The sequence below is a fragment of the Mycobacterium shimoidei genome (assembly GCF_900417275.1).
In the GTDB taxonomy this organism is placed as follows: domain Bacteria; phylum Actinomycetota; class Actinomycetes; order Mycobacteriales; family Mycobacteriaceae; genus Mycobacterium; species Mycobacterium shimoidei.
In genome coordinates this window covers 4349291-4370871 of sequence record NZ_UEGW01000001.1, presented here as the reverse complement: position 1 = coordinate 4370871, position 21581 = coordinate 4349291, and the positions used below count along the sequence as shown (strand labels likewise).

The 21581-nt window shown below is 66.4% G+C and carries 19 protein-coding genes; 15 read left to right on the top strand and 4 right to left on the bottom strand.

Features of this window, described 5'->3' with window-relative positions; all coding sequences use genetic code 11:
• The first annotated feature begins 2 nt into the window (after positions 1 to 2).
• Entirely contained in the window at positions 3 to 2225 is a 2223-nt protein-coding gene (gene recG, locus MSP7336_RS21145) for an ATP-dependent DNA helicase RecG (protein WP_069394973.1), read from the top strand.
• A complete protein-coding gene (locus MSP7336_RS21140) occupies positions 2222 to 2935 on the top strand; it encodes an HNH endonuclease family protein (protein ID WP_069394972.1) in 714 nt (237 codons plus the stop codon). Before recG ends, MSP7336_RS21140 begins: the two co-directional genes overlap by 4 nt.
• A 19-nt stretch (positions 2936 to 2954) precedes the next feature.
• Here MSP7336_RS21140 and MSP7336_RS21135 read toward each other — a convergent pair whose 3' ends face one another.
• Positions 2955 to 3797, bottom strand: a complete 843-nt coding sequence (locus tag MSP7336_RS21135) for an aldo/keto reductase (RefSeq protein ID WP_069395168.1) — start codon at positions 3795 to 3797, stop codon at positions 2955 to 2957.
• A 5-nt stretch (positions 3798 to 3802) separates the two neighbouring features.
• Positions 3803 to 4645 carry an aldo/keto reductase gene (locus MSP7336_RS21130; protein ID WP_069394971.1) on the bottom strand — a complete coding sequence of 281 codons (843 nt, stop codon included), beginning with the start codon at positions 4643 to 4645 and terminating at the stop codon, positions 3803 to 3805.
• Between MSP7336_RS21130 and MSP7336_RS21125 the strand changes: the two genes are divergently transcribed.
• The 6 genes from MSP7336_RS21125 (at position 4644) to coaD (ending at position 11761) form a co-directional block, all read left to right on the top strand.
• Entirely contained in the window at positions 4644 to 5765 is a 1122-nt protein-coding gene (locus tag MSP7336_RS21125) for an alpha/beta hydrolase (RefSeq protein ID WP_069394970.1), read from the top strand. The genes MSP7336_RS21130 and MSP7336_RS21125 overlap by 2 nt on opposite strands.
• 55 nt (positions 5766 to 5820) lie before the next feature.
• Entirely contained in the window at positions 5821 to 6576 is a 756-nt protein-coding gene (locus MSP7336_RS21120; protein WP_069394969.1) for a DsbA family protein, read from the top strand.
• Positions 6573 to 7199, top strand: a complete 627-nt coding sequence (locus MSP7336_RS21115) for a vitamin K epoxide reductase family protein (protein ID WP_069394968.1) — start codon at positions 6573 to 6575, stop codon at positions 7197 to 7199. Before MSP7336_RS21120 ends, MSP7336_RS21115 begins: the two co-directional genes overlap by 4 nt.
• Positions 7200 to 7218: 19 nt before the next feature.
• Positions 7219 to 10602, top strand: coding sequence for a pyruvate carboxylase (locus tag MSP7336_RS21110; protein WP_113964498.1), 3384 nt, complete (start codon positions 7219 to 7221; stop codon positions 10600 to 10602).
• A 100-nt stretch (positions 10603 to 10702) separates the two neighbouring features.
• Positions 10703 to 11257 carry a 16S rRNA (guanine(966)-N(2))-methyltransferase RsmD gene (gene rsmD, locus MSP7336_RS21100; RefSeq protein WP_069394966.1) on the top strand — a complete coding sequence of 185 codons (555 nt, stop codon included), beginning with the start codon at positions 10703 to 10705 and terminating at the stop codon, positions 11255 to 11257.
• A 24-nt stretch (positions 11258 to 11281) separates the two neighbouring features.
• Positions 11282 to 11761 carry a pantetheine-phosphate adenylyltransferase gene (gene coaD / locus MSP7336_RS21095; protein WP_069394965.1) on the top strand — a complete coding sequence of 160 codons (480 nt, stop codon included), beginning with the start codon at positions 11282 to 11284 and terminating at the stop codon, positions 11759 to 11761.
• On the opposite strand, the gene purU is transcribed toward coaD, so the two are convergent.
• Together purU and MSP7336_RS21085 are read right to left on the bottom strand one after the other, a co-directional pair.
• Positions 11758 to 12675 carry a formyltetrahydrofolate deformylase gene (purU, locus tag MSP7336_RS21090; RefSeq protein WP_069394964.1) on the bottom strand — a complete coding sequence of 306 codons (918 nt, stop codon included), beginning with the start codon at positions 12673 to 12675 and terminating at the stop codon, positions 11758 to 11760. The two genes, coaD and purU, sit on opposite strands and share 4 nt — an antisense overlap.
• Before the next feature lie 17 nt (positions 12676 to 12692).
• Positions 12693 to 13877, bottom strand: a complete 1185-nt coding sequence (locus tag MSP7336_RS21085) for a permease (protein ID WP_084226338.1) — start codon at positions 13875 to 13877, stop codon at positions 12693 to 12695.
• Positions 13878 to 14058: 181 nt separating this feature from the next.
• Here MSP7336_RS21085 and sepIVA point away from each other — a divergent pair, with 181 nt between their 5' ends.
• From sepIVA to smc, 7 genes are all read left to right on the top strand, one after another.
• Positions 14059 to 14796: a cell division protein SepIVA gene (gene sepIVA, locus MSP7336_RS21080; RefSeq protein ID WP_069394962.1), complete on the top strand. Its 738-nt coding sequence runs from the start codon at positions 14059 to 14061 to the stop codon at positions 14794 to 14796.
• Positions 14797 to 14933: 137 nt separating this feature from the next.
• Entirely contained in the window at positions 14934 to 15518 is a 585-nt protein-coding gene (locus MSP7336_RS21070; RefSeq protein ID WP_069394961.1) for a YceD family protein, read from the top strand.
• Positions 15515 to 16213: a ribonuclease III gene (gene rnc / locus MSP7336_RS21065; protein WP_232320952.1), complete on the top strand. Its 699-nt coding sequence runs from the start codon at positions 15515 to 15517 to the stop codon at positions 16211 to 16213. The genes MSP7336_RS21070 and rnc overlap by 4 nt, the downstream gene beginning before the upstream one ends.
• A 5-nt stretch (positions 16214 to 16218) precedes the next feature.
• Entirely contained in the window at positions 16219 to 17070 is an 852-nt protein-coding gene (mutM, locus tag MSP7336_RS21060; protein ID WP_069394960.1) for a DNA-formamidopyrimidine glycosylase, read from the top strand.
• 138 nt (positions 17071 to 17208) lie between these two features.
• Positions 17209 to 17622 carry an OsmC family protein gene (locus tag MSP7336_RS21055; protein ID WP_069394959.1) on the top strand — a complete coding sequence of 138 codons (414 nt, stop codon included), beginning with the start codon at positions 17209 to 17211 and terminating at the stop codon, positions 17620 to 17622.
• Positions 17609 to 17914 (top strand): acylphosphatase, encoded by a 306-nt coding sequence (locus MSP7336_RS21050; protein ID WP_113964497.1) that lies wholly within the window; start codon positions 17609 to 17611, stop codon positions 17912 to 17914. Before MSP7336_RS21055 ends, MSP7336_RS21050 begins: the two co-directional genes overlap by 14 nt.
• Positions 17915 to 17924: 10 nt before the next feature.
• Positions 17925 to 21533 carry a chromosome segregation protein SMC gene (smc, locus tag MSP7336_RS21045; RefSeq protein WP_069394957.1) on the top strand — a complete coding sequence of 1203 codons (3609 nt, stop codon included), beginning with the start codon at positions 17925 to 17927 and terminating at the stop codon, positions 21531 to 21533.
• Positions 21534 to 21581 lie beyond the last annotated feature (48 nt).

Here is a 21581-nt window from a genome sequence, read left to right as displayed (position 1 = left end):
CGATGGCCACGCTGGGCGACCGGCTCGATTCCGTCCTGGGCGGCAAGTCCGCCAAACCGCTCGAGCGGGCATTCGGGTTCCGCACCGTCGACGACCTGTTGCGCCATTACCCGCGCAGCTACGTCGAGGGAGCCACGGTGCGTGGTGCCGCCGACGAACGGCCGCCGCAGGGCGAGCACGTCACGCTCGTCGACACCATCACCGGGGTCGAGTTGAAGCCGATGAAGAAACGCCCCAACGAGAGGTTCCTGGTGGTCACCCTCGGCTCGGGTGGGAGCAAGGTAACCGCTACGTTCTTTCATCCCAAGAAGTGGTTCCGCGACCAGCTCAGCAAAGGAACCCGCATCATGCTCTCCGGGGAGGTGGGCTACTACCGGGGCGTCATGCAGCTGACCCACCCCGACTTTTTGGTGCTGGACTCCCCGGACGGCATGGAGCATGGCAGCAGATCGCTGCGCAAGATCGCCGAGGCGTCCCAGGCCGTCAGCGGTGACGTGTTGCAGGAGGCTTTCGAACGGGCCTTCTACCCGATCTATCCCGCGAGCACGAAAGTGCAGAGCTGGGACATCTATTCGTGCGTGCGCCAGGTGCTCGCGGTGCTCGACCCGATACCCGACCCGCTACCCGAGGCGGTGATCGCCGAGCACGACCTGATCTCGGAGGACCGGGCGCTGCGTGCCATCCATCTCACCGAAGACGAAGCCGAGCGCCGACGCGCTCGAAAACGGCTGACCTTCGACGAAGCCGTCGGTCTGCAGTGGGCGCTGGTGGTGCGTCGGCACGGTGAACTCTCCGAGTCCGGCCCGGCAGCACCGCCGCGGTCTGACGGCCTGGCACGAAAATTGTTGCAACAGTTGCCGTTTGAGCTGACCAACGGACAGCGCGAAGTGCTGGGCACCCTGGAACGCGAAATTGCCGGTAATCGCCCGATGAACCGGCTGCTCCAAGGCGAAGTCGGCTCGGGCAAGACGATCTTGTCGGTGCTGGCAATGCTGCAGATGGTCGATGCCGGCTATCAGTGCGCATTGCTGGCGCCGACGGAAGTCCTAGCGGCCCAACATGTCCGATCGATCCGTGATGTGCTCGGGCCACTGGCCATGGCGGGCCAACTCGGCGGTGCGGATGACGGCACCCGGGTCGCTCTGCTGACCGGCTCGATGTCGGCCGGACAGAAGAACCAGGTCCGCGACGAGATCAGCAGTGGCCAGGTCGGCATCGTCGTCGGCACCCACGCGCTGCTGCAGGACGCCGTCGAATTTCACCGGCTGGGCATGGTGGTCGTCGACGAGCAGCACCGGTTTGGCGTCGAACAGCGAGATCAATTGCGGGCCAAGGCTCCCGCCGGTATCACACCGCACCTGCTGGTGATGACCGCGACCCCGATACCGCGTACTGTCGCGCTGACCGTCTACGGCGATCTGGAGACGTCGACGCTGCGCGAGCTTCCGCGAGGACGACAACCAATCACTACCAACGTCATCTTCGTGCGCGACAAGCCGACGTGGCTGGACCGCGCATGGCAGCGCATCCGTGAGGAAGTCGCCGCCGGTCGGCAGGCCTACGTCGTGGCGCCGCGCATCGACGAGACCGACACCACCGGCCAAACCGAAGAGGGCGGACGGCCTTCGGCGACAGCGGTCGGGTTGTTCGACCAATTGCGTGGTCATCAGCTGGCCGGGCTGCGTTTGGGTCTCATGCACGGAAGGCTGCCCGCCGAGGAGAAGGATGCGGTGATGGCGGCATTTCGCGCCGGGGATGTCGATGTGTTGGTGTGCACCACAGTGATCGAGGTCGGTGTCGATGTGCCGAATGCGACCGTGATGCTGGTCCTCGATGCCGACCGGTTCGGCATCAGCCAGTTGCATCAGCTGCGGGGCCGCATCGGCCGCGGAGCCCACGCCAGCCTGTGTCTGTTGGCGACGTGGGCGGCACCAGATTCCGCGGCGGGCCGGCGACTGTGTGCAGTAGCAGAAACGCTCGACGGGTTCGCGCTGGCCGACCTCGACCTCGAAGAGCGTCACGAAGGAGATGTCCTTGGCCGCAGTCAATCCGGGCGTCCTATCACCTTGCGGCTACTGTCGCTTTCGCGACACCGCCAGGTCATCGAGGCCGCGCGCGAGATTTGTGAACGCGTCTACGCCGAGGATCCGGCACACTCCGGGTTAGCGCTGCTGGCTGCCCCGTTCACCGGGACCGAACGTATTGAGTATCTTGACAAATCATGACCCGTAAGACGCTGCTCGGGCTGCTCGCGGTCGCTGTGCTGGCACTGGTGGTCGCCTACCAGGTGATGACCGCGTCGGTCAACGATCGCGCCCGGGACTTCGCGGCGCGTGCCGATGTCCCGACCGTACAGCCGGGCATCGACGTACTGGCCGGAATCACAGTGGTGCCAAACAGGATTCATCGCTTCGACTATCGGCGCGCCGCGTTCGGCGATGCCTGGACCGACGACAACGACGCGCCCGGAGGCCACAACGGATGCGACACCCGCAACGACATCCTCAACCGTGATCTCGTCGACAAGACATATGTGGCGATCAAACGCTGCCCCGATGCGGTGGCCACCGGCACACTGCACGACCCGTACACCAACGCCACCATCGCGTTTCAGCGTGGCGCCCGGGTCGGCGCCTCGGTGCAGATCGATCACATCGTCCCGCTGGCTCTGGCCTGGGATATGGGGGCCTACGACTGGCCGACGCCCAAACGGGTGCGCTTCGCCAACGATCCCGCGAACCTGTTGGCCGTGTCCGGTCAGGCCAACGAGGACAAGGGCGATTCCCAACCCGCGCTGTGGATGCCGCCGAACACCGCGTTCTGGTGTCAATACGGCATGCAGTTCATCGAAGTGCTGCGCGGCTATCAGCTCTCCGTCGACGAAGCGTCGGCCCAGGTCCTGCGCAACGCTGCGGCGAGTTGCCCGACGGGTTAGCTAGCGCGCACAAGCCAAGTCAGGCACCGGTGTAGGTCAACGGATCTTCACGCACCCGGGTGCCGTCGTTGAGCCCGTTGAGCGCGTCCATGTGCTCGGCGGCGAGCTCGAAATCGAAGACGTCGAAATTGCTGGCGATCCGTTCGGCCTTGCCCGATTTGAAGACGACCGCGTTACCGAGCTGCAGGTTCCACCGGATCAAAACCTGTGCCGCTGTGCGGTTGTATTCGGCGGCCACGGAGTTCACCACCGGGTGGTCGAGCAGCCGGCCGACGGCCAGTGGGCTGTAGGCCTGGGTGACGATGTTGTGTCGCGCGTTGACGCTGCGCAGTTCGGCCTGATTGAGCAGGGGGTGTAGCTCGATCTGGTTGACCGCGGGCGTCACGAAGGTCAATTCGCTGACTATCGACAGGTGCTCCTCAGTAAAGTTGCACACCCCGATTGAGCGGGCGTAGCCGTTGCCGCGCAGCTGGATCAGGCCACCGAAACTGTCCACATACTTACCCAGCTGCGGGGCCGGCCAGTGGATCAAGTAAAGGTCGACGTAGTCGAGGCCGAGCTTTTCCAGGCTGACCTTGAGGGCCTCCTGCGCGCTGGTGAATCCCTGGTCGGCAGTGGCGAGTTTGGTGGTGACGAACAACTCCGCGCGCGGAATTCCGGACGCCGCGATCGCGCGGCCCACCGCTGCTTCATTGCCGTAGACCGCCGCGGTGTCGATCAGCCGGCAGCCGATCTCCAGCGCCGCAGAGACCGCTTGTTCGGTTTCGGCGTCGGACAGTTCCGCGACACCGAGGCCGAGCACCGGCATCGTGTTTTCGTCATTGAGCCCGATCGAAGGGACGGCGCCCGACTCGCCAGTCACGTCATTCACCTGCCTGTGAAATCGAAGGTGCGTGGATCAGGACCAAGCCGGTTTCCGTCGTCGAGCGAAGAGATCGACGCCATGTCCTGTTCGCTGAGTTCGAAATCGAACACGTCGAAGTTGCTCGCAATCCGCTCGGGGTTCACCGACTTGGGGATCACGATATTACCCAGCTGGATATGCCACCTAATCAATACCTGAGCCGGAGTCCGGCCGCATGCCTGCGCCACGGCGGTGATGGTCGGATGGCTCAGCAACGAACCCTGGCCCAGCGGAGCCCAGGCCTCGGTGGCGATGCCCAGACGCGCGTGGACCTCGCGCAGCGCGCTCTGCGGCAGCCGGGGGTGCAGCTCGATCTGGTTGACGGCGGGCACGATGCCCGTGGCGTCGATCAGGACCTTCAGGTGCTCGGGCTCGAAGTTGCTGACCCCGATCGAGCGGACCCGCCCCTGGTCACGCAGGTGAGCGAACGCCTTGAAGGTGTCGACGAACTTGCCCTGCTGCGGAAGCGGCCAGTGCACCAAGTAAAGGTCCAGGTATTCCAGCCCGAGGCGCTCCATGCTGGCGTCGAAGGCGGCCAGCGTGCTGTCGTAACCTTGGTCGGCGTTCCACAGCTTGGTGACGACGTACAGTTCGTCTCTGGGCACGCCGGAACCGGCTATCGCACGCCCGGTCTGACGTTCATTACGATAGGCCGCCGCAGTGTCGAAATGCCGGTACCCCGCCTGCAGCGCCGCGCCCACCGCCTGCTCGGTGTCCGCCGGTGGAATCTGAAATACACCGAATCCCACGGCGGGGATGGCATTACCGTCGTTGAGCGTGAGCACGGGACTAAAGGAACTAGCCATGACACGAAGTCTGCCAGGCATCTCAAATTCCCCGCTGGGAGCATTGCGCGGCTCATCGGGGCTGACCGGCCGCCTGCAGGCCAATGCCGCCAGCGCTGCGATGAAGGTCATTCCGTATATCCCAAGCGGAGCCAAGCGATTGCTCTCGGGCGGACGCTCGATCACCATCGACGGCAACACCTTGGACGCCACGCTTCAGTTGACGCTGGCCGGCCTGCGGGTCATGGGGCTCAGTGGGCTCGCGGCCGACAACGATCCCGCCACCGCCCGTGCCCAGATGCGGCAGCTGACCGAGTTTCCCGGGCCCCAGATCCACGTTGCGGTCGACGACGTGTCGATACCGGGCCCGGCCGGCGACATCCCGGCCCGGCACTACCGGCCCGCGTGCCCCGACCCTGCGCCGCTGCTGGTCTTCTATCACGGCGGCGGCTGGGTGATCGGTGATCTGGACACCCATGACCAGTTGTGCAGGCTGACCTGCCGTGATGCGGACGTCCAGGTGCTGTCGATCGACTACCGGCTGGCCCCTGAGCACCCGGCCCCGGCCGCAGTCGACGACGCGTACGCGGCGTTTCGCTGGGCGTGCGAACATGCCGCTGATCTGGGCGCGCAGCCCGGCCGGGTGGCGGTCGGCGGCGACAGTGCCGGTGGCAACCTCGCGGCCGTCGTGTCGCTGCTGGCTCGCGACGAAGCCCCCCAGGGTCCCAAGCCGGCGCTGCAGTGGTTGATTTACCCGAGAACCGACTTCACCGCGCAGACCCGGTCGCTGTCGCTGTTCGCCAATGGTTTTTTGCTCACCAGGGACGACATCGACTGGTTCGAGTCGCATTATCTGGGCGGTTCGGGCGTGGACCCCGCCGATACACGGGTTTCCCCGTTGCTGGCCGAATCGCTGTCCGGATTGCCGCCCGCGTTGATCACCGTCGCGGGTTTCGACCCCCTACGAGACGAGGGTGAGCGGTACGCCGCGGCGCTGCGAGCGGCGGGCAATGCCGTCGACTTTCGCTGCATGGGGTCACTGACGCACGGTTTCGCGAATCTGTTTCCGCTCGGGGGCGGCTGCGCGGCCGCCACCGCCGAGATGGTCTCTGCGCTGCGCGCCCACCTCAGCCGCATCTGAGTCGACGTCGATACGCTAAGGCCCAACTACCGACAACCAAAGGATCAGCGAACCCGTGGCCGAAAAACGTAAACGCCCCACCTATGACCTGAAAGCCGCCGGTCGCCGGCGCGATCTGGCGTTCAGGATCGGTTTCACCGCGGTCTTCGTGATCTTCGCCGTTGCGCTCATCGGCTACATCGTCATCTCGCATGAGAAAAAGGACACTGAGAGCGGTGCCCGGGCGGTGCGGGTGACGTCGAGCAAGCTGGTCACCAAGGAGGGCACCAAGGAGCCCAAGGCGGTCGTGTCGTTCTACGAAGATTTCCTGTGCCCGGCCTGCGGCAACTTCGAACGGACCTTCGGGCCCACGGTCTCCAAGCTGATCGACAGCGGCGCCATCGCGGCCGACTATTACATGGTCGGCATCCTGAGCAGTCCGCGCAATGACGACTATTCAAGCCGCGCCGGGGCCGCCGCCTACTGTGTGGCCGACGAGTCGATAGATGCCTTCCGCCGCTTCCACACCGCGCTGTTCACCCCGCAACTGCAGCCCGCCGAAATCGGCACGTCCTTCCCCGATAACGCGCGGCTGATCGAGACTGCCCGCCAGGCCGGCGTCGTTGGCAAGGTGCCCGATTGCATCAACAGCGGCAAGTACGTTCCCTTGGTCGATGGCATGGCGGCCGCAGTCGGCATCCATGCCACCCCGACGATCCGCATCAACGGTCAGGACTATGACCCGTCCACACCCGACGCGCTGGTGGCCAAGATCAAAGAGATCGTCGGGGACGTACCGGGCATCGACACGGCGGCCACGCCGGCGTCGTGACCGCCGAAGGCTCAGCGCAACCGGCCGAACCAGATTCGCAATCGCCGGCAGTAGCGCCGGGCAGTGCCTGGTGGGTCCTGATTGCCGGAGTGCTCGGTTTGCTTGCGTCGGGCGCGCTGACGGTGGAGAAGATCAATATCCTGCTCAACCCGTCGTATGTGCCGTCTTGCAATATCAATCCGGTGGTGTCGTGCGGGTCGGTGATGGTGACGCCGCAGGCCTCGGTGCTGGGTTTCCCCAACCCGCTGATTGGCATCGCCGCCTTCACCGTCGTCGTGGTCACCGGCGTGCTCGCGGTTGCGAAAGTTACTTTACCGCAATGGTATTGGGTCGGCCTAGGCGTTGGAACGTTGGTTGGGGCGGCGTTCGTGCACTGGCTGATCTTCCAAAGCCTCTACCGCATCGGGGCGTTGTGCCCGTACTGCATGGTGGTATGGGCGGTCACCATCCCCCTGCTGGTGGTGGTCGGCGGGATCGTGTCGCGCCCGGTCCTGGAAAACCGGGGCGGCGCAGTGGCGTTCCAGCTTTACCGTTGGCGGTGGTCGATCACCGCGCTGTGGTTCACCGCGGTCGTGTTGCTTATCTTGGTGCGATTCCGGGAATACTGGGCGACGCTGTTCTAAGCAACCTGAAGGGACGCACGTGATTACCAAGGTGCTGGTGGCCAATCGCGGTGAGATCGCGATCCGCGCGTTCCGCGCTGCCTACGAGCTGGGTATCGGCACCGTCGCGGTGTATCCCTACGAGGACCGAAATTCGGTGCACCGGCTCAAGGCCGACGAGTCGTACCAGATCGGCGAGGAAGGCCACCCGGTGCGGGCCTACCTGTCGGTCCACGAGATCGTCGAAACTGCCCGCCGCGCCGGCGCCGACGCCGTCTATCCCGGATACGGATTCCTCTCGGAGAACCCGGAATTGGCGGCGGCCTGCGCGCAGGCGGGTATCACCTTCGTCGGCCCCAGCGCTGCGGTGCTCGAGCTGACCGGCAACAAGTTCCGGGCCATCGCGACCGCACGCGAAGCGGGCCTACCGGTGCTGATGTCCTCGTCGCCGTCGGCGTCGGTCGACGAGCTGGTGGCCTTCGCCGACAACATGCGATTCCCGTTGTTCGTCAAGGCGGTCGCCGGCGGCGGGGGCCGCGGCATGCGTCGCGTCGACGACCCCGCCGCACTGCCCGAGGCGATCGAAGCCGCCAGCCGGGAGGCCGAATCGGCGTTCGGGGATCCGACCGTCTACCTCGAGCAGGCGGTGCTGAATCCTCGCCACATCGAGGTGCAGATCCTGGCCGACACGTACGGCAACTTGATCCACCTCTACGAACGCGACTGCAGCGTGCAGCGCCGCCACCAGAAGGTCATCGAACTGGCGCCCGCCCCGAACCTGGATCCGCAGGTGCGCGAGAAGATCTGCGCCGACGCGGTGGCATTCGCCCGCCACATCGGATACAGCTGCGCAGGCACGGTGGAGTTTTTGCTCGACGAGCGCGGCGAGCACGTGTTCATCGAGATGAACCCGCGCATCCAGGTCGAGCACACCGTCACCGAGGAGATCACCGACGTCGACCTGGTTTCCAGCCAGCTCCGTATCGCCGCCGGGGAATCCCTCGACGATCTGGGCCTGCGCCAGGACGCGGTCCAGCCGCATGGCGCGGCGCTGCAATGCCGCATCACCACCGAAGACCCGACCAACGGTTTTCGGCCCGACACCGGCCGGGTCAGCGCCTACCGCAGCCCGGGCGGGGCGGGAATCCGGCTGGACGGCGGCACGCACCTGGGCGCGGAGATCAGCGCGCACTTCGACTCCATGCTGGTCAAGCTGACCTGCCGGGGCCGCGACTTGCACGCGGCGGTGCGTCGCGCCCGGCGCGCGATCGCCGAATTCCGGATCCGTGGTGTGTCCACGAATATCCCTTTCCTGCAAGCTGTTTTGGACGATCCCGACTTCCAGGCCGGCCGGGTGACCACGTCGTTCATCGACGAGCGCCCACAGCTGCTGACCGCGCGATCCTCGGCCGACCGCGGCACCAAGATCTTGAATTATCTGGCCGACGTCACGGTGAACAAGCCGCACGGCTCGCGGCCGTCGACGGTATACCCGCATGACAAGCTGCCCGAAGTCGACCTGGAGGCCGATCCGCCGCCGGGCTCCAAGCAGCGGCTAATCGAGTTGGGGCCGGAGGGATTCGCGCGCTGGATGCGGCAGTCGCCGGCGGTGGGGCTGACCGAAACCACGTTCCGCGACGCGCATCAGTCGTTGCTCGCCACCCGGGTGCGCACCAGTGGACTGCTGAAGGTGGCGCCCTACGTCGCCCGGCTCACACCGCAATTGCTGTCGATGGAATGCTGGGGCGGAGCGACTTACGATGTGGCACTGCGGTTTTTGAAGGAAGATCCCTGGGAGCGGCTCGCTGCGCTGCGTGAGACGATGCCCAACATCTGCCTGCAGATGTTGCTGCGGGGCCGCAACACGGTGGGCTACACGCCCTATCCGGAAATTGTGACCTCAGCCTTCGTCGAGGAGGCAACTGCGACGGGCATCGACATCTTCCGCATCTTCGATGCGCTCAACAACCTCGAGTCAATGCGCCCCGCGATCGACGCAGTGCGCGAAACCGGTTCTGCGATAGCCGAAGTCGCCATGTGTTACACCGGTAACCTGTCCGACCCGGGTGAGCAGATTTACACTCTGGACTACTACCTGAAGCTGGCCGAGCAGATCGTGGACGCCGGCGCCCATGTGCTGGGGATCAAGGACATGGCCGGCCTGCTGCGACCCGCGGCCGCCGGCCGACTGGTCAGCGCGCTGCGCAGTCGGTTCGACCTGCCTGTGCACGTGCATACCCACGACACTCCGGGTGGCCAGCTGGCCAGCTATATCGCGGCCTGGCACGCCGGCGCCGACGCGGTCGACGGTGCCGCGGCCCCGCTAGCGGGAACAACGAGCCAGCCTGCGCTGAGCTCGATCGTCGCGGCCGCCGCACACACCGAGTACGACACAGGCCTGTCGCTGGGTGCGGTGTGCTCGTTGGAGCCGTATTGGGAGGCGCTGCGAAAGGTCTACGCGCCCTTCGAATCCGGGCTGCCGGGACCGACCGGCCGGGTTTACCACCATGAGATTCCGGGCGGGCAACTATCGAATCTTCGCCAGCAGGCCATTGCGCTCGGGCTGGGGGACCGGTTCGAGGAGGTCGAGGAGGCCTACGCCGGCGCCGACCGCGTTCTGGGCAGGCTGATCAAGGTCACCCCATCATCGAAGGTGGTGGGCGATCTGGCGCTGGCGCTGGTCGGCGCGGGGATCAGCGCCGACGAATTCGCCTCGGATCCGGCAAAATTCGATATTCCCGAGTCCGTGCTGGGGTTCCTGCGGGGAGAATTGGGTGATCCACCCGGTGGCTGGCCGGAACCACTGCGTAGCGCCGCGCTAGCCGGACGAGCGCCGGCTAAGCCCGCTCCGGATTTGACGCCCGAAGACGAGGCCACCCTGGCGTTAGCCGGGCCCAAACGGCAGGCCACTCTTAACCGGCTGCTGTTCCCCGGTCCAACAAAAGAATTCGAATCGCACCGGGAGACCTACGGTGACACCTCGTCGTTGTCGGCCAACCAGTTCTTCTACGGCCTGCGCCACAACGAGGAGCACCGGGTGCGGTTGGAACCAGGCGTGGAGTTGCTGATCGGCCTGGAGGCCATTTCCGAACCCGACGAACGCGGCGTGCGCACGGTGGTGTGCATCATCAACGGTCAGCTGCGGCCGATCGAGGTACGCGACCGCAGCATCGCCAGCACGATTCCGACCCTGGAAAAGGCCGACCCGAGCAATGCCGGGCATATCGCGGCGCCATTCGCCGGCGTTGTCACCGTTGCGGTTTCCGAGGGCGATCAGGTCAGTGCCGGACAGATGATCGCCACCATCGAAGCCATGAAGATGGAGGCCCCGATCACCGCGCCCACCGACGCGACCGTGCAGCGGGTCGCGCTACCGCCCACCGCTCAGGTCGAGGGCGGCGATCTGCTGGTGGTGCTGCGCTGACGCGTCGACGACGATGCGGAGCGTAGCGACGAGGAGGAGCGGCGCTTTTGGTCCGCGTCGACGACGATGCGGAGCGTAGCGACGAGGAGGAGCGGCGCTTTTGACAAGGATTGTCGGCGGGGTGGCCGGAGGGCGGCGTATCGCGGTCCCGCCGCGAGGTACCCGGCCCACCACCGATCAGGTGCGGGAGGCCCTGTTCAACGTGTTGACCGCCCGGCTGGATTTGACAGGATTCTTGGTGCTGGACCTTTATGCCGGGTCGGGCGCGCTGGGCCTGGAAGCGTTGTCGCGCGGGGCGGCGTCGGTGATCTTCGTCGAATCCGACTACCGCGCCGCAAAGGTGCTCAGCCGCAACATCGCGACGCTGGGGCTGCCTGGCGCGACATTGCGCCGTGAGCCGGTGGCCACCGTGCTGGCCGGTGGGGCCACGACGCCGGTCGATCTGATCCTGGCCGATCCGCCGTACGACGTGAGCGCCGCCGAGATCGAGGCGCTGCTCGTCGCGTTGGTGACGCATGGCTGGGCTCAGGGCGGCACCGTCGTCGCGGTGGAGCGGTCATCCGGCGGTGAGCCGCTGAGCTGGCCGGCCGGCTGGCAGCCCTGGCAGCAGCGGGTCTATGGCGACACTCGTTTGGAGCTGGCCGAACTTAGCTGACGCGCCCTGCTAGCGTCATCGCACATGAGCGGCGCCGTATGTCCGGGATCATTCGACCCGGTGACTTTGGGGCACGTCGACATCCTGGAGCGCGCGGCCGCGCAGTTCGACGAGGTGGTGGCCGCCGTCCTGGTCAACCCGAACAAACAGGGCATGTTCAGCCTCGACGAGCGCATCGCGATGATCGAGGAGTCGACCACGCATCTGCCCAACGTGCGAGTGGAGTCCGGCGAGGGCCTGGTGGTCGATTTCGTTCGGTCCCGCGGGCTGACCGCGATCGTGAAGGGGCTGCGCACCGGCACCGATTTCGAATACGAGCTGCAGATGGCGCAGATGAACAAACACATTGCAGGGGTGGACACCTTCTTCGTCGCGACGACCCCGCGGTATTCGTTCGTGTCGTCGTCGTTGGCCAAGGAAGTCGCGTCGATGGGCGGCGACGTCTCTGATCTGCTGCCCGAACCCGTGAACCGTCGGCTCACCGAAAAACTCCGCGACCGCTAAAAGACGACCGTCTGGTTGTCGTGGACGATAACGCGGTCCTGGCAGTGCCACTGCACGGCGCGTGACAGCACCGCCCGTTCGACGTCGGCGCCAAGGCGCGCGAGATCCTCGACGGTGTGGGTGTGGTTGACCCGCACCACATCCTGTTCGATGATCGGCCCCTCGTCGAGGACTTCGGTCACGTAGTGGGCAGTCGCGCCGACCAGCTTCACGCCGCGCTCTCGTGCCCGCTTGTAGGGGGCCGCGCCGATGAAGGCCGGCAGGAACGAGTGATGAATGTTGATCAGCGGACAGCCGACACCTCCCAGGAATTCGCCGCTGAGGACCTGCATATAGCGTGCCAGCACCACCAAATCCACATTGCCGCGCAGCAACTGAAGCTGACGCTCCTCGGCTTCGGCACGGATGTCGCGGGTGGCCGGTATGTGGAAGAACGGCACCCCGAATGGGCGCACGTGATCGGCCAGGTCGGGATGGTTGGAGATCACCATGACAACCGACATTTCGAGTTCGCCGCGGCGATTGCGCCACAACAGATCTAGTAGACAGTGGTCGTCTTTCGACGCCATGATTGCGACGCGCTTGGGCTTGACGGCCTCGGTGAAGCGGTAGTCGATGGAGAACTTCTCGGCCAGCGTGGCGGCGAATTGTCGTTCCAATTCGTCCATGGCAGCCGTCAAACCGGGCAGGTGAAAGATCGCCCGCTGCAGGAAGGTTCCGTCCTCCGGTGCGGTGGAGTGCTGGTCCAGCGAAATGATGTTGGCGCCGGCTTTGGCCAGGAAATCGCTCACTGCGGCAATCAGTCCGGGCCGGTCCGGGCAGCGAAGCAGGAGTCGACCGATGTCGGCCAGCGGCGGGCGCCCGGGCGGGGGCGGATAGTTCTCCGGCGGTGGCTTCGACGAACGCGCGGTCATGGGCCCCTCGTCTCCGGTCAGTGATGGTCGTGACTGTGATCGTGATGGTCGTGTTCTGCGTCCGGCGAGCCGCCCATCATGCGCAGCATCGGCATGCCGCCCGTCGCGAAGAACCGTACGACCAGCACCAGCGCCAGAACCAAGAACGCAATGTTGAGCCAGGTGGTGTAATTCCACGACAGCTCGGCGTGCATCACCGTGGCATTGCGTTCGCTGGGAATGAGATGCGCTGCGCCGAACAGTAATTCGACGACATACCCCGCGGCGATGATCGCCGCGTAGAACGTGCCCAGCAATGTCAGCATCATCGCGGTGCCGTAGTACTTGCGGTAGATATTCAGGATAGGAAGGATCAGCAGGTCGGCGAAGATGAACGCGATGACGCCGCCGAAGCTGATACCACCGTTCCACAGCACCGCGGCCAACGGCACGTTGCCGATGGAGCAGACGAACGACACGATGGCCACAATCGGCCCGACGATCGGCCCCCACAGCCCGCGCAGCACCGGATGCTCACTGAAAAAGAAGTTTTGCCAGAAGGATTCGGGAACCCAGGCCGCGATGGCGCCGGCGATCAACAGACCGAGAACCAGATCACGGAAGATGGCCGTCCATTCCATGACGAACACGTGCGACACCGAGGTGAACCCCCGCCGGGACAGCAGCCGCCGCCAGAACGAACCGTCGCCTTGCACCGACATGTCCATCGCTGCATGGCCTTCCATCGACCCGGCAACTCCGCGCTCGGCCTGCTCCCGGGCGGCGTCGATAAGCCGGGACCGAACGAACAGGCGGAACAGCACCGCCAGGAAGATGATCATCAACGGTCCGCCGACGAATTCGGCGGCGGTGAACTGCCAGCCGAGCAGCAGGGCCAAGATGATGCCCAGCTCGACCACCAGGTTCGTCGAACCGATCTCGAAGGCCATCGCCGCGGTGAAGTTGGCGCCCTTGCGGAACAGCGATCGGGCCAGCGCGACCGCGGCGTAGGAGCACGACGACGATGCGGCGCCGAGGCCGGCCGCCACGGCAAGCGTGCGTGGTCGGTCGTCGCCCATCAAACTGACGACCGTTGACCGGCGCACCACGGCCTGTACCACCGCCGACAACGCGAATCCGAGCACCAGCGCCCAGAGAATCTCCCAGGTCATCGACCCGGCCAGGGCTAGCGCATGTCCAAGGGCTTGCAACGCTCTATCCACCTGTTTACCCCTATCACGATTGCCGTCCGGATGGGTGCGTCGACATAATGACGGCAAGTGTGCAGGTGAAGAGCACCGTCACGATTCTGCTAAACCCCCCGACACACCGGGCATGCCAACGCAGTCACAGGCGCAACACCAGGCACACTGGTAACAACAACGACGCCGGAAGGGTGCTGCCGTGTACCGAGTGTTTGAAGCCCTGGACGAACTGGGCGCCATCGTCGAGGAGGCCCGTGGTGTGCCGATGACCGCGGGCTGTGTGGTGCCGCGCGGCGACGTGCTCGAATTGATCGACGACATCAAGGATGCGATCCCCGGCGAGCTCGACGACGCCCAGGACGTGCTTGACGCCCGCGATTCGCTCCTGCACGACGCCAAGACGCACGCCGATTCGATGGTGTCCTCGGCGACCACCGAATCGGAGTCGATGATCAACCACGCCCGCGCGGAGGCCGACCGGATCCTGGCCGACGCGAAGTCGCAGGCCGACCGCATGGTGGCCGAGGCGCGCCAGCACAGCGAGCGGATGGTCGTCGAGGCCCGTGAAGAGGCGGCCCGCATCGCCGCCTCGGCGAAACGCGAGTACGAGGCCGCCACCACCCGGGCCAAGGCGGAATGTGACCGGTTGGTGGAAGAGGGCAACATCTCCTACGAGAAGGCCGTCCAGGAGGGCATCAAAGAGCAGCAGCGGCTGGTGTCCCAGACCGAGGTGGTGGCGTCGGCTAACGCCGAGGCCAGCCGGCTCATCGACGCGGCGCACGCCGAAGCCGACCGGCTGCGCGGCGAATGCGACATCTACGTCGACAGCAAGCTCGCCGAATTCGAGGAGATGCTCAACGGCACCTTGCGTTCGGTCAACCGCGGCCGCCACCAGTTGCGGACCGCGGCCGGCATGCACGACTACGCGCAGCGCTAGCCCGGGCTGATTGGCGGCGACCCGCTGCGCCCGGCTTCGCCGCGCTTGCGATCGCCGGGGGCTGATGGCGGCGACCCGCTGCGCCCGGCTTCGCCGCGCTTGCGATCGCCGCGGGTACCGCTCGTAGGATTGCGGGCATGCCCAGGCAGCACAGTTCGACGCCGCAGCGGCATTCGACCTCGCCGCTGGCGATCAATATCACGCACTTGGGACGCCGGTCAGGAGCGATGTTCTCGCTGCATGACACGGTGGCCAGCCCGTCGCGCATCGGACTGGATCTGATCGCGATCGAGCGCGGCACCCCCCTGGAACTGGATCTGCGGGTCGAGTCGGTCTCCGAAGGCGTGTTGGTGACGGGAACGGTGAGCGCACAAACGGCCGGCGAGTGCTCACGTTGCCTGACCCAGATGGCCGGACAAGTGCAGGTCCGGCTGACCGAGCTCTTCGCCTACCCGGAAAGCGCCACCGACGAGACCACCGACGAGGACGAGGTCGGCCGGGTCGTCGACGACATGGTTGACCTCGAGCAGCCCATCATCGATGCCGTCGGGCTCGAGTTGCCGTTCTCGCCGGTATGCCGGGAGGACTGCCCGGGGCTGTGCCCGGATTGCGGCGTTGCGCTCGCGACCGCCGAGCCCGGCCATCACCACGACAAGATCGATCCGCGCTGGGCCAAGCTCGCCGACGTGGTCCGCTCCGACGACGATGCGGCGCAATCGTGAATGACCTGCTCGACGCGCTCGGGGTTGAGCTGCCCGAAGAGCTGCTGACCCTGGCGCTGACGCACCGCAGTTATGCCTACGAGAACGGCGGACTGCCCACCAATGAGCGCCTGGAGTTCCTCGGCGACGCGGTCTTGGGCCTGACCATTACCGACGAACTGTTTCGTCGCCACCCGGACCGGCCGGAAAGTGACCTGGCCAAAATGCGCTCCAGCGTGGTCAACACCCAAGCGCTCGCCGACGTAGCGCGCGGGCTGACCGACGACGGCCTGGGTGCCTACATCCTGCTTGGACGCGGCGAAATCAATAGCGGTGGATCCGACAAATCCAGCATTCTGGCCGACGGGATGGAGTCCCTGCTGGGGGCGGTGTACCTGCACCGCGGCTTCGAGGCGGCGCGAAAAGTGGTTCTGCGGTTGTTCGGGCCGCTGCTAGACGCGGCGCCCAAGCTGGGGGCAAGCCTGGACTGGAAGACCAGCCTGCAGGAACTGACGGCTGAACGCGGCCTGGGTGTGCCTTCCTACCGTGTCACCGCCACCGGACCAGACCATGACAGGGAATTCACCGCGACGGTGGTGCTGATGGACACCCAGTACGGATCGGGCGTGGGCCGCACCAAAAAAGAGGCGGAACAGAAAGCGGCGTCGGCGGCCTACAACGCACTCGATGCGCTCAACACTGCGGAAGACGCCTGATCTAGATGCCCGAACTGCCTGAAGTCGAGGTGGTGCGGCGCGGATTGCAAGACCACGTGGTCGACAAGACCATCACCGCGGTGCGGGTGCATCATCCCCGTGCCGTGCGCCGCCACGAGGCCGGACCTGCGGACCTGACGGCGCGGCTGCTCGATGCGCGCATCACCGGCACCGATCGGCGCGGCAAGTATTTGTGGTTGACCCTGGACGGGGGCGAGTCCGCGTTACTTGTCCATCTCGGCATGAGCGGGCAGATGCTGCTCGGTGCGGTCCCCAACGCGAGACATCTGCGCATTGCAGCGGTGCTCGACGACGGGACCACATTGAGCTTCGTCGACCAGCGGACATTCGGCGGGTGGATGCTGACCGACCTGGTGACAGTGGACGGCAGCGTGGTGCCGGCGCCTGTAGCCCATTTGGCGCGTGACCCGCTCGATCCGCGGTTCGACGTCGATGCAGTGGTTGACGTATTGCGGCGCAAGCAATCTGAGATCAAACGGCAACTGCTCGACCAGACCGTCGTGTCGGGCATCGGCAACATCTACGCCGACGAGGCGTTGTGGCGGGCCAAGGTGAACGGTACCCGGCTTGCCGGTGGTCTGACCCGCCCGAAGTTGACCGCGGTACTGGCCGCGGCCGCCGACGTGATGCGGGATGCCCTTGCGCAGGGCGGCACCTCGTTCGATTCGCTCTACGTCAATGTCAACGGCCAGTCCGGCTACTTCGACCGCGCGCTGGACGCCTACGGGCGCGACGGCAAACCGTGCCGGCGATGCGGCGCGGTGATCCGCCGGGAAAAGTTCATGAACCGCTCGTCGTTCTACTGCCCGCGCTGCCAGCCCCGCCCGCGACGCTAACCGTCCCCGTATTGCGCGAGTATTGCGCGAGATATTGCGCGAGATATTGCGCGAGCGGGCGTGTCTGTACACGACACGCCGCGCAGATGCGTACAACTGCGCCCGCTCGCGCCGAAGGGGGGCCGGTAGAAAGAACCCATGACAGAACTGTGGGTGGAACGCACCGGGACTCGCCGCTACACCGGGCACAGCTCGCGGGGCGCCCAAGTCCTGATCGGCTCGGAAGACGTCGACGGCGTGTTCACGCCCGGCGAGCTGCTCAAGATCGCTTTAGCCGCCTGCAGCGGCATGGCCAGCGACCAGCCGCTGGCCCGTCGGCTCGGCGACGATTACCGGGCGGTCGTGAAGGTCTCCGGTGAAGCCGACCGGGAACAGGAACGCTATCCACTGCTGGAGGAGACCATGGAGCTCGACCTGTCCGGGCTCGACGAGGCCGAGACAGCACGGGTGCTGACGGTGGTGCAGCGCGCGATCGACCAGGTGTGCACGGTCGGGCGCACACTGAAATCCGGCGCCAAAGTCAGTTTCGAGGTCGTCAATGTTCGAGCCTGAGGTTGAACCTGAATCCGAACCTGACGTCCGGCTCACCGCATGGGTGCACGGCCGCGTCCAGGGTGTGGGCTTCCGGTGGTGGACGCGCTGTCGCGCGCTGGAGCTGGGCCTGACCGGGTACGCCGCCAATCGGCCCGACGGGCGGGTACAAGTCGTCGCGCAGGGAACACGTGACGCTTGTGAACAGCTGTTGCAGCTGTTGCAGAGTGGCAAAACACCAGGCCGTGTCGACAAGGTTGTCGCCGACTGGTCACCGCGCGGCGAACCCATCAACGGCTTTAGCGAACGGTAGTCTGCACGCCGTGTACCTCAAGAGTCTGACGCTGAAGGGCTTCAAGTCGTTCGCCGCGTCGACGACTCTGCGCTTCGAGCCGGGCATCACCTGCGTGGTGGGGCCCAACGGCTCGGGCAAGTCCAACGTGGTCGACGCGCTGGCGTGGGTGATGGGCGAGCAGGGCGCCAAATCGCTGCGCGGCGGCAAGATGGAAGACGTCATCTTCGCCGGCACCTCGTCGCGCGCGCCGCTGGGCCGCGCCGAGGTCACCGTCACCATCGACAATTCCGACAACGCGCTGCCGATCGAGTACTCCGAGGTCTCGATCACCCGCCGGATGTTCCGTGACGGGGCCAGCGAGTACGAAATCAACGGCACCAGTTGCCGTTTGATGGATATCCAGGAACTGTTGAGCGACTCCGGCATCGGCCGTGAGATGCACGTCATCGTCGGGCAGGGCAAGCTCAACGAGATTCTGGAGTCGCGGCCGGAGGACCGCCGGGCGTTCATCGAGGAAGCCGCCGGGGTGCTCAAGCACCGCAAGCGCAAGGAAAAGGCGGTCCGCAAACTCGAGGCGATGTCGGCGAATCTGGCCCGGCTGACCGACTTGACCACCGAACTGCGCCGCCAGCTCAAGCCGCTGGGCCGCCAGGCCGAGGTAGCCCGACGCGCCCAGACCATCCAGGCCGACCTGCGCGACGCCCGGTTGAGGCTGGCCGCCGACGACGTGGTCACGCGCCGGGCCGAACTCAACGACACCAACGAAGCCGAGGCAGCGTTGCGCCGCGAGCACGACGAGGCAGCCGGCCGCATGGCGGTGGCGTCGGAGGAACTGGCCGCGCACGAGGCAGCGTCGGCCGCGCTGTCGCAGCGGGCGGAATCGGCTCAACAGACCTGGTTTCGGCTGTCCGCGTTGGCCGAACGCGTCAGCGCCACTGTGCGCATCGCACGCGAACGCGCCCAGCATCTCGACGTCGAACCGCCCGCCACGGGCGGCCCCGATCCCGACGCCCTGGAGGCCGAAGCCGACCAGGTGGCGACACAAGAGCAGCAGCTGCTGAGCGAGTTGGCCGCCGCACGGACCCGGCTGGAGGCCGCCCGCGCGGAATTGGCCGAACGGGAACGGCATGCGGCCGAGGCCGAAGCGGCGCACTTGGCGGCGGTGCGCGCGGAGGCCGATCGGCGCGAGGGCCTGGCCCGGCTGGCCGGTCAGGTGGAGACCATGCGCGCGCGGGTCGAGTCGATCGACGACAGCGTCAGCAAGTTGTCCGAACGCATCGAGCATGCCGCAGCCCGCGCACAGCAGGCCCAGGCGGAGTTCGAAACCGTACAGGGCCGAGTCGGCGAGCTGGACCAAGGCGAGGTCGGTCTCGACGAACACCACGACCAGATGGTGGCCACGCTGCGGTTGGCCGACGAGCGCGTCGCCGAACTGCAGGCCGCCGAGCGCGCCGCCGAGCGCAAGGTGGCCTCGCTGCGCGCCCGCATCGACGCGTTGGCCGTCGGCTTGGAGCGCAAGGACGGCGCCGCCTGGCTCACCGAAAACCGGAGTGGTGCCGGCATTTTCGGGACGCTTGCAAAGCTGGTCAAGGTGGCCTCGGGCTACGAGTCGGCGCTGGCGGCGGTTCTCGGCGCGGCCGCCGACGCGGTTGCCGCCGAGAGCTTCGGCGCCGCCCGTTCGGCAGTGACCGCGCTCAAACAGGCCGACGGGGGCCGGGCCGCGATCGTGCTGGGGGACTGGCCGGTCGAGTCACCCACACCGCCATCCGCACTGCCCGACGGCGCCCGCTGGGCATTGGACCTCATCGAGGTACCGCCGCGGCTGCGCGGGGCGATGACCGCCATGCTCTCCGGCGTCGCGGTGGTGGACGACCTGACCGCGGCACTGGACCTGGTGGCCGCCAACCCGCGGCTGCGCGCGGTCACCGTCGACGGCGACCTGGTCGGTGCCGGCTGGCTGGTCGGAGGTTCGGACCGCAAGCCCTCGACGCTGGAGATCACCAGCGAAATCGACAAGGCCCGCTCCGAGCTGGCCACCGCCGAGGCCCAGGTCAGTGAGCTGTCTGCAGCGCTGGCCGGCGCGCTCACCGAGCAGGCCGCCCGTCAGGACGCCGTCGATCAGGCGCTGGCCGCGCTCAACGAATCCGACGCCGCGATCTCGGCGATCTACGAGCAGCTGGGCCGTCTTGGCCAGGACGCGCGCAACGCTGACGAGGAATGGCGCCGGCTGCTGCACCAGCGTGAGGAGTTGGAAACCGGCCGTGCCCGAACCCTCGAGGAACTCGGCGAATTGGAGACCCGGCTTCGCAACGCCGAAGCGACCCAGCAAGTGTCGGCGGCGGAGCCCAGTCATGCGCAGGCCCGTCAGCAGATCGCTGCGGCCGCCGAGACCGCCCGGGCCGCCGAGGTGGAAGCGCGGTTGGCGGTGCGCACAGTCGAGGAGCGTGTCAATAGCGTTCGGGGAAGGGCGGATTCGTTGCGGCGCGCCGCCGCCACCGAACGCGAGGCACGGCTGCGGGCCCAGCAGGCCCGGGCCGCACGCGAGCACGCGGCTGCGGTGGCTGCCGCAGTGGCCGATGCCGGGCAATTACTCGCAGAAAAGCTTGACCAGGTGGTGCGGGCCGCCTCGCGCAACCGCGACGCGCTGGCCGCCGAACGTGAGCAGCGCTCGACCGCGATGAGCGCGGTCCGCGACGAAGTCAATGCGTTGGGCGCGCGGATCGCCGCGTTGACCGAGTCGCTGCATCGCGACGAGGTGGCCAAGGCGCAAGCGGCGCTGCGCATCGAGCAGCTCGAGCAGATGGTGCTCGAGCAGTTCGGGATGGCGCCCGACGACCTGGTCGCCGAATACGGTCCCCACGTAGCGCTGCCGCCGACCGAGCTGGAGATGGCCGAATACGAGCAGGCCCGCGAGCGCGGCGAGCAAGTCACCGCGCCGGCGCCGATGCCCTACGATCGCGCTACCCAGGAGCGCCGCGCCAAGCGTGCCGAACGAGACCTCGCCGAACTGGGCCGGGTCAATCCGCTGGCGCTGGAGGAGTTCGCCGCGCTGGAGGAGCGATACAACTTCTTGTCCACCCAGCTGGAGGACGTCAAGGCCGCCCGTAAGGATCTGCTCGACGTCGTCGCCGACGTCGACGCCCGCATCCTGCAGGTGTTCACTGAGGCCTACGCCGACGTGGAGCGCGAGTTCGAGCAGGTGTTCGCCGCGCTGTTTCCCGGCGGGGAGGGCCGGCTGCGGCTGACCGATCCCGACGACATGCTCACCACCGGCATCGAGGTGGAGGCCCGCCCGCCGGGCAAGAAGATCAAGCGGTTGTCGTTGCTGTCCGGTGGCGAGAAGGCGCTGACCGCGGTGGCGATGCTGGTCGCGATCTTCCGCGCTCGCCCGTCGCCGTTCTACGTCATGGACGAGGTGGAGGCCGCACTCGACGACACCAACCTGCACCGGTTGCTGCGGCTGTTCGAACAGCTGCGCACCCAGTCGCAGCTGATCGTGATCACCCACCAGAAGCCGACCATGGAAGTGGCGGATTCGCTGTATGGCGTGACGATGCGCGACGACGGTGTCACCGCGGTGATCTCGCAGCGGATGCGCGGCCAACAGGTCGATCAGCTGGTCGGCGCTTCGGGATAGCCGGACGGGGCCGCTCGGTTCGGCCGCGGGCCCCTGGAAGAATGACAT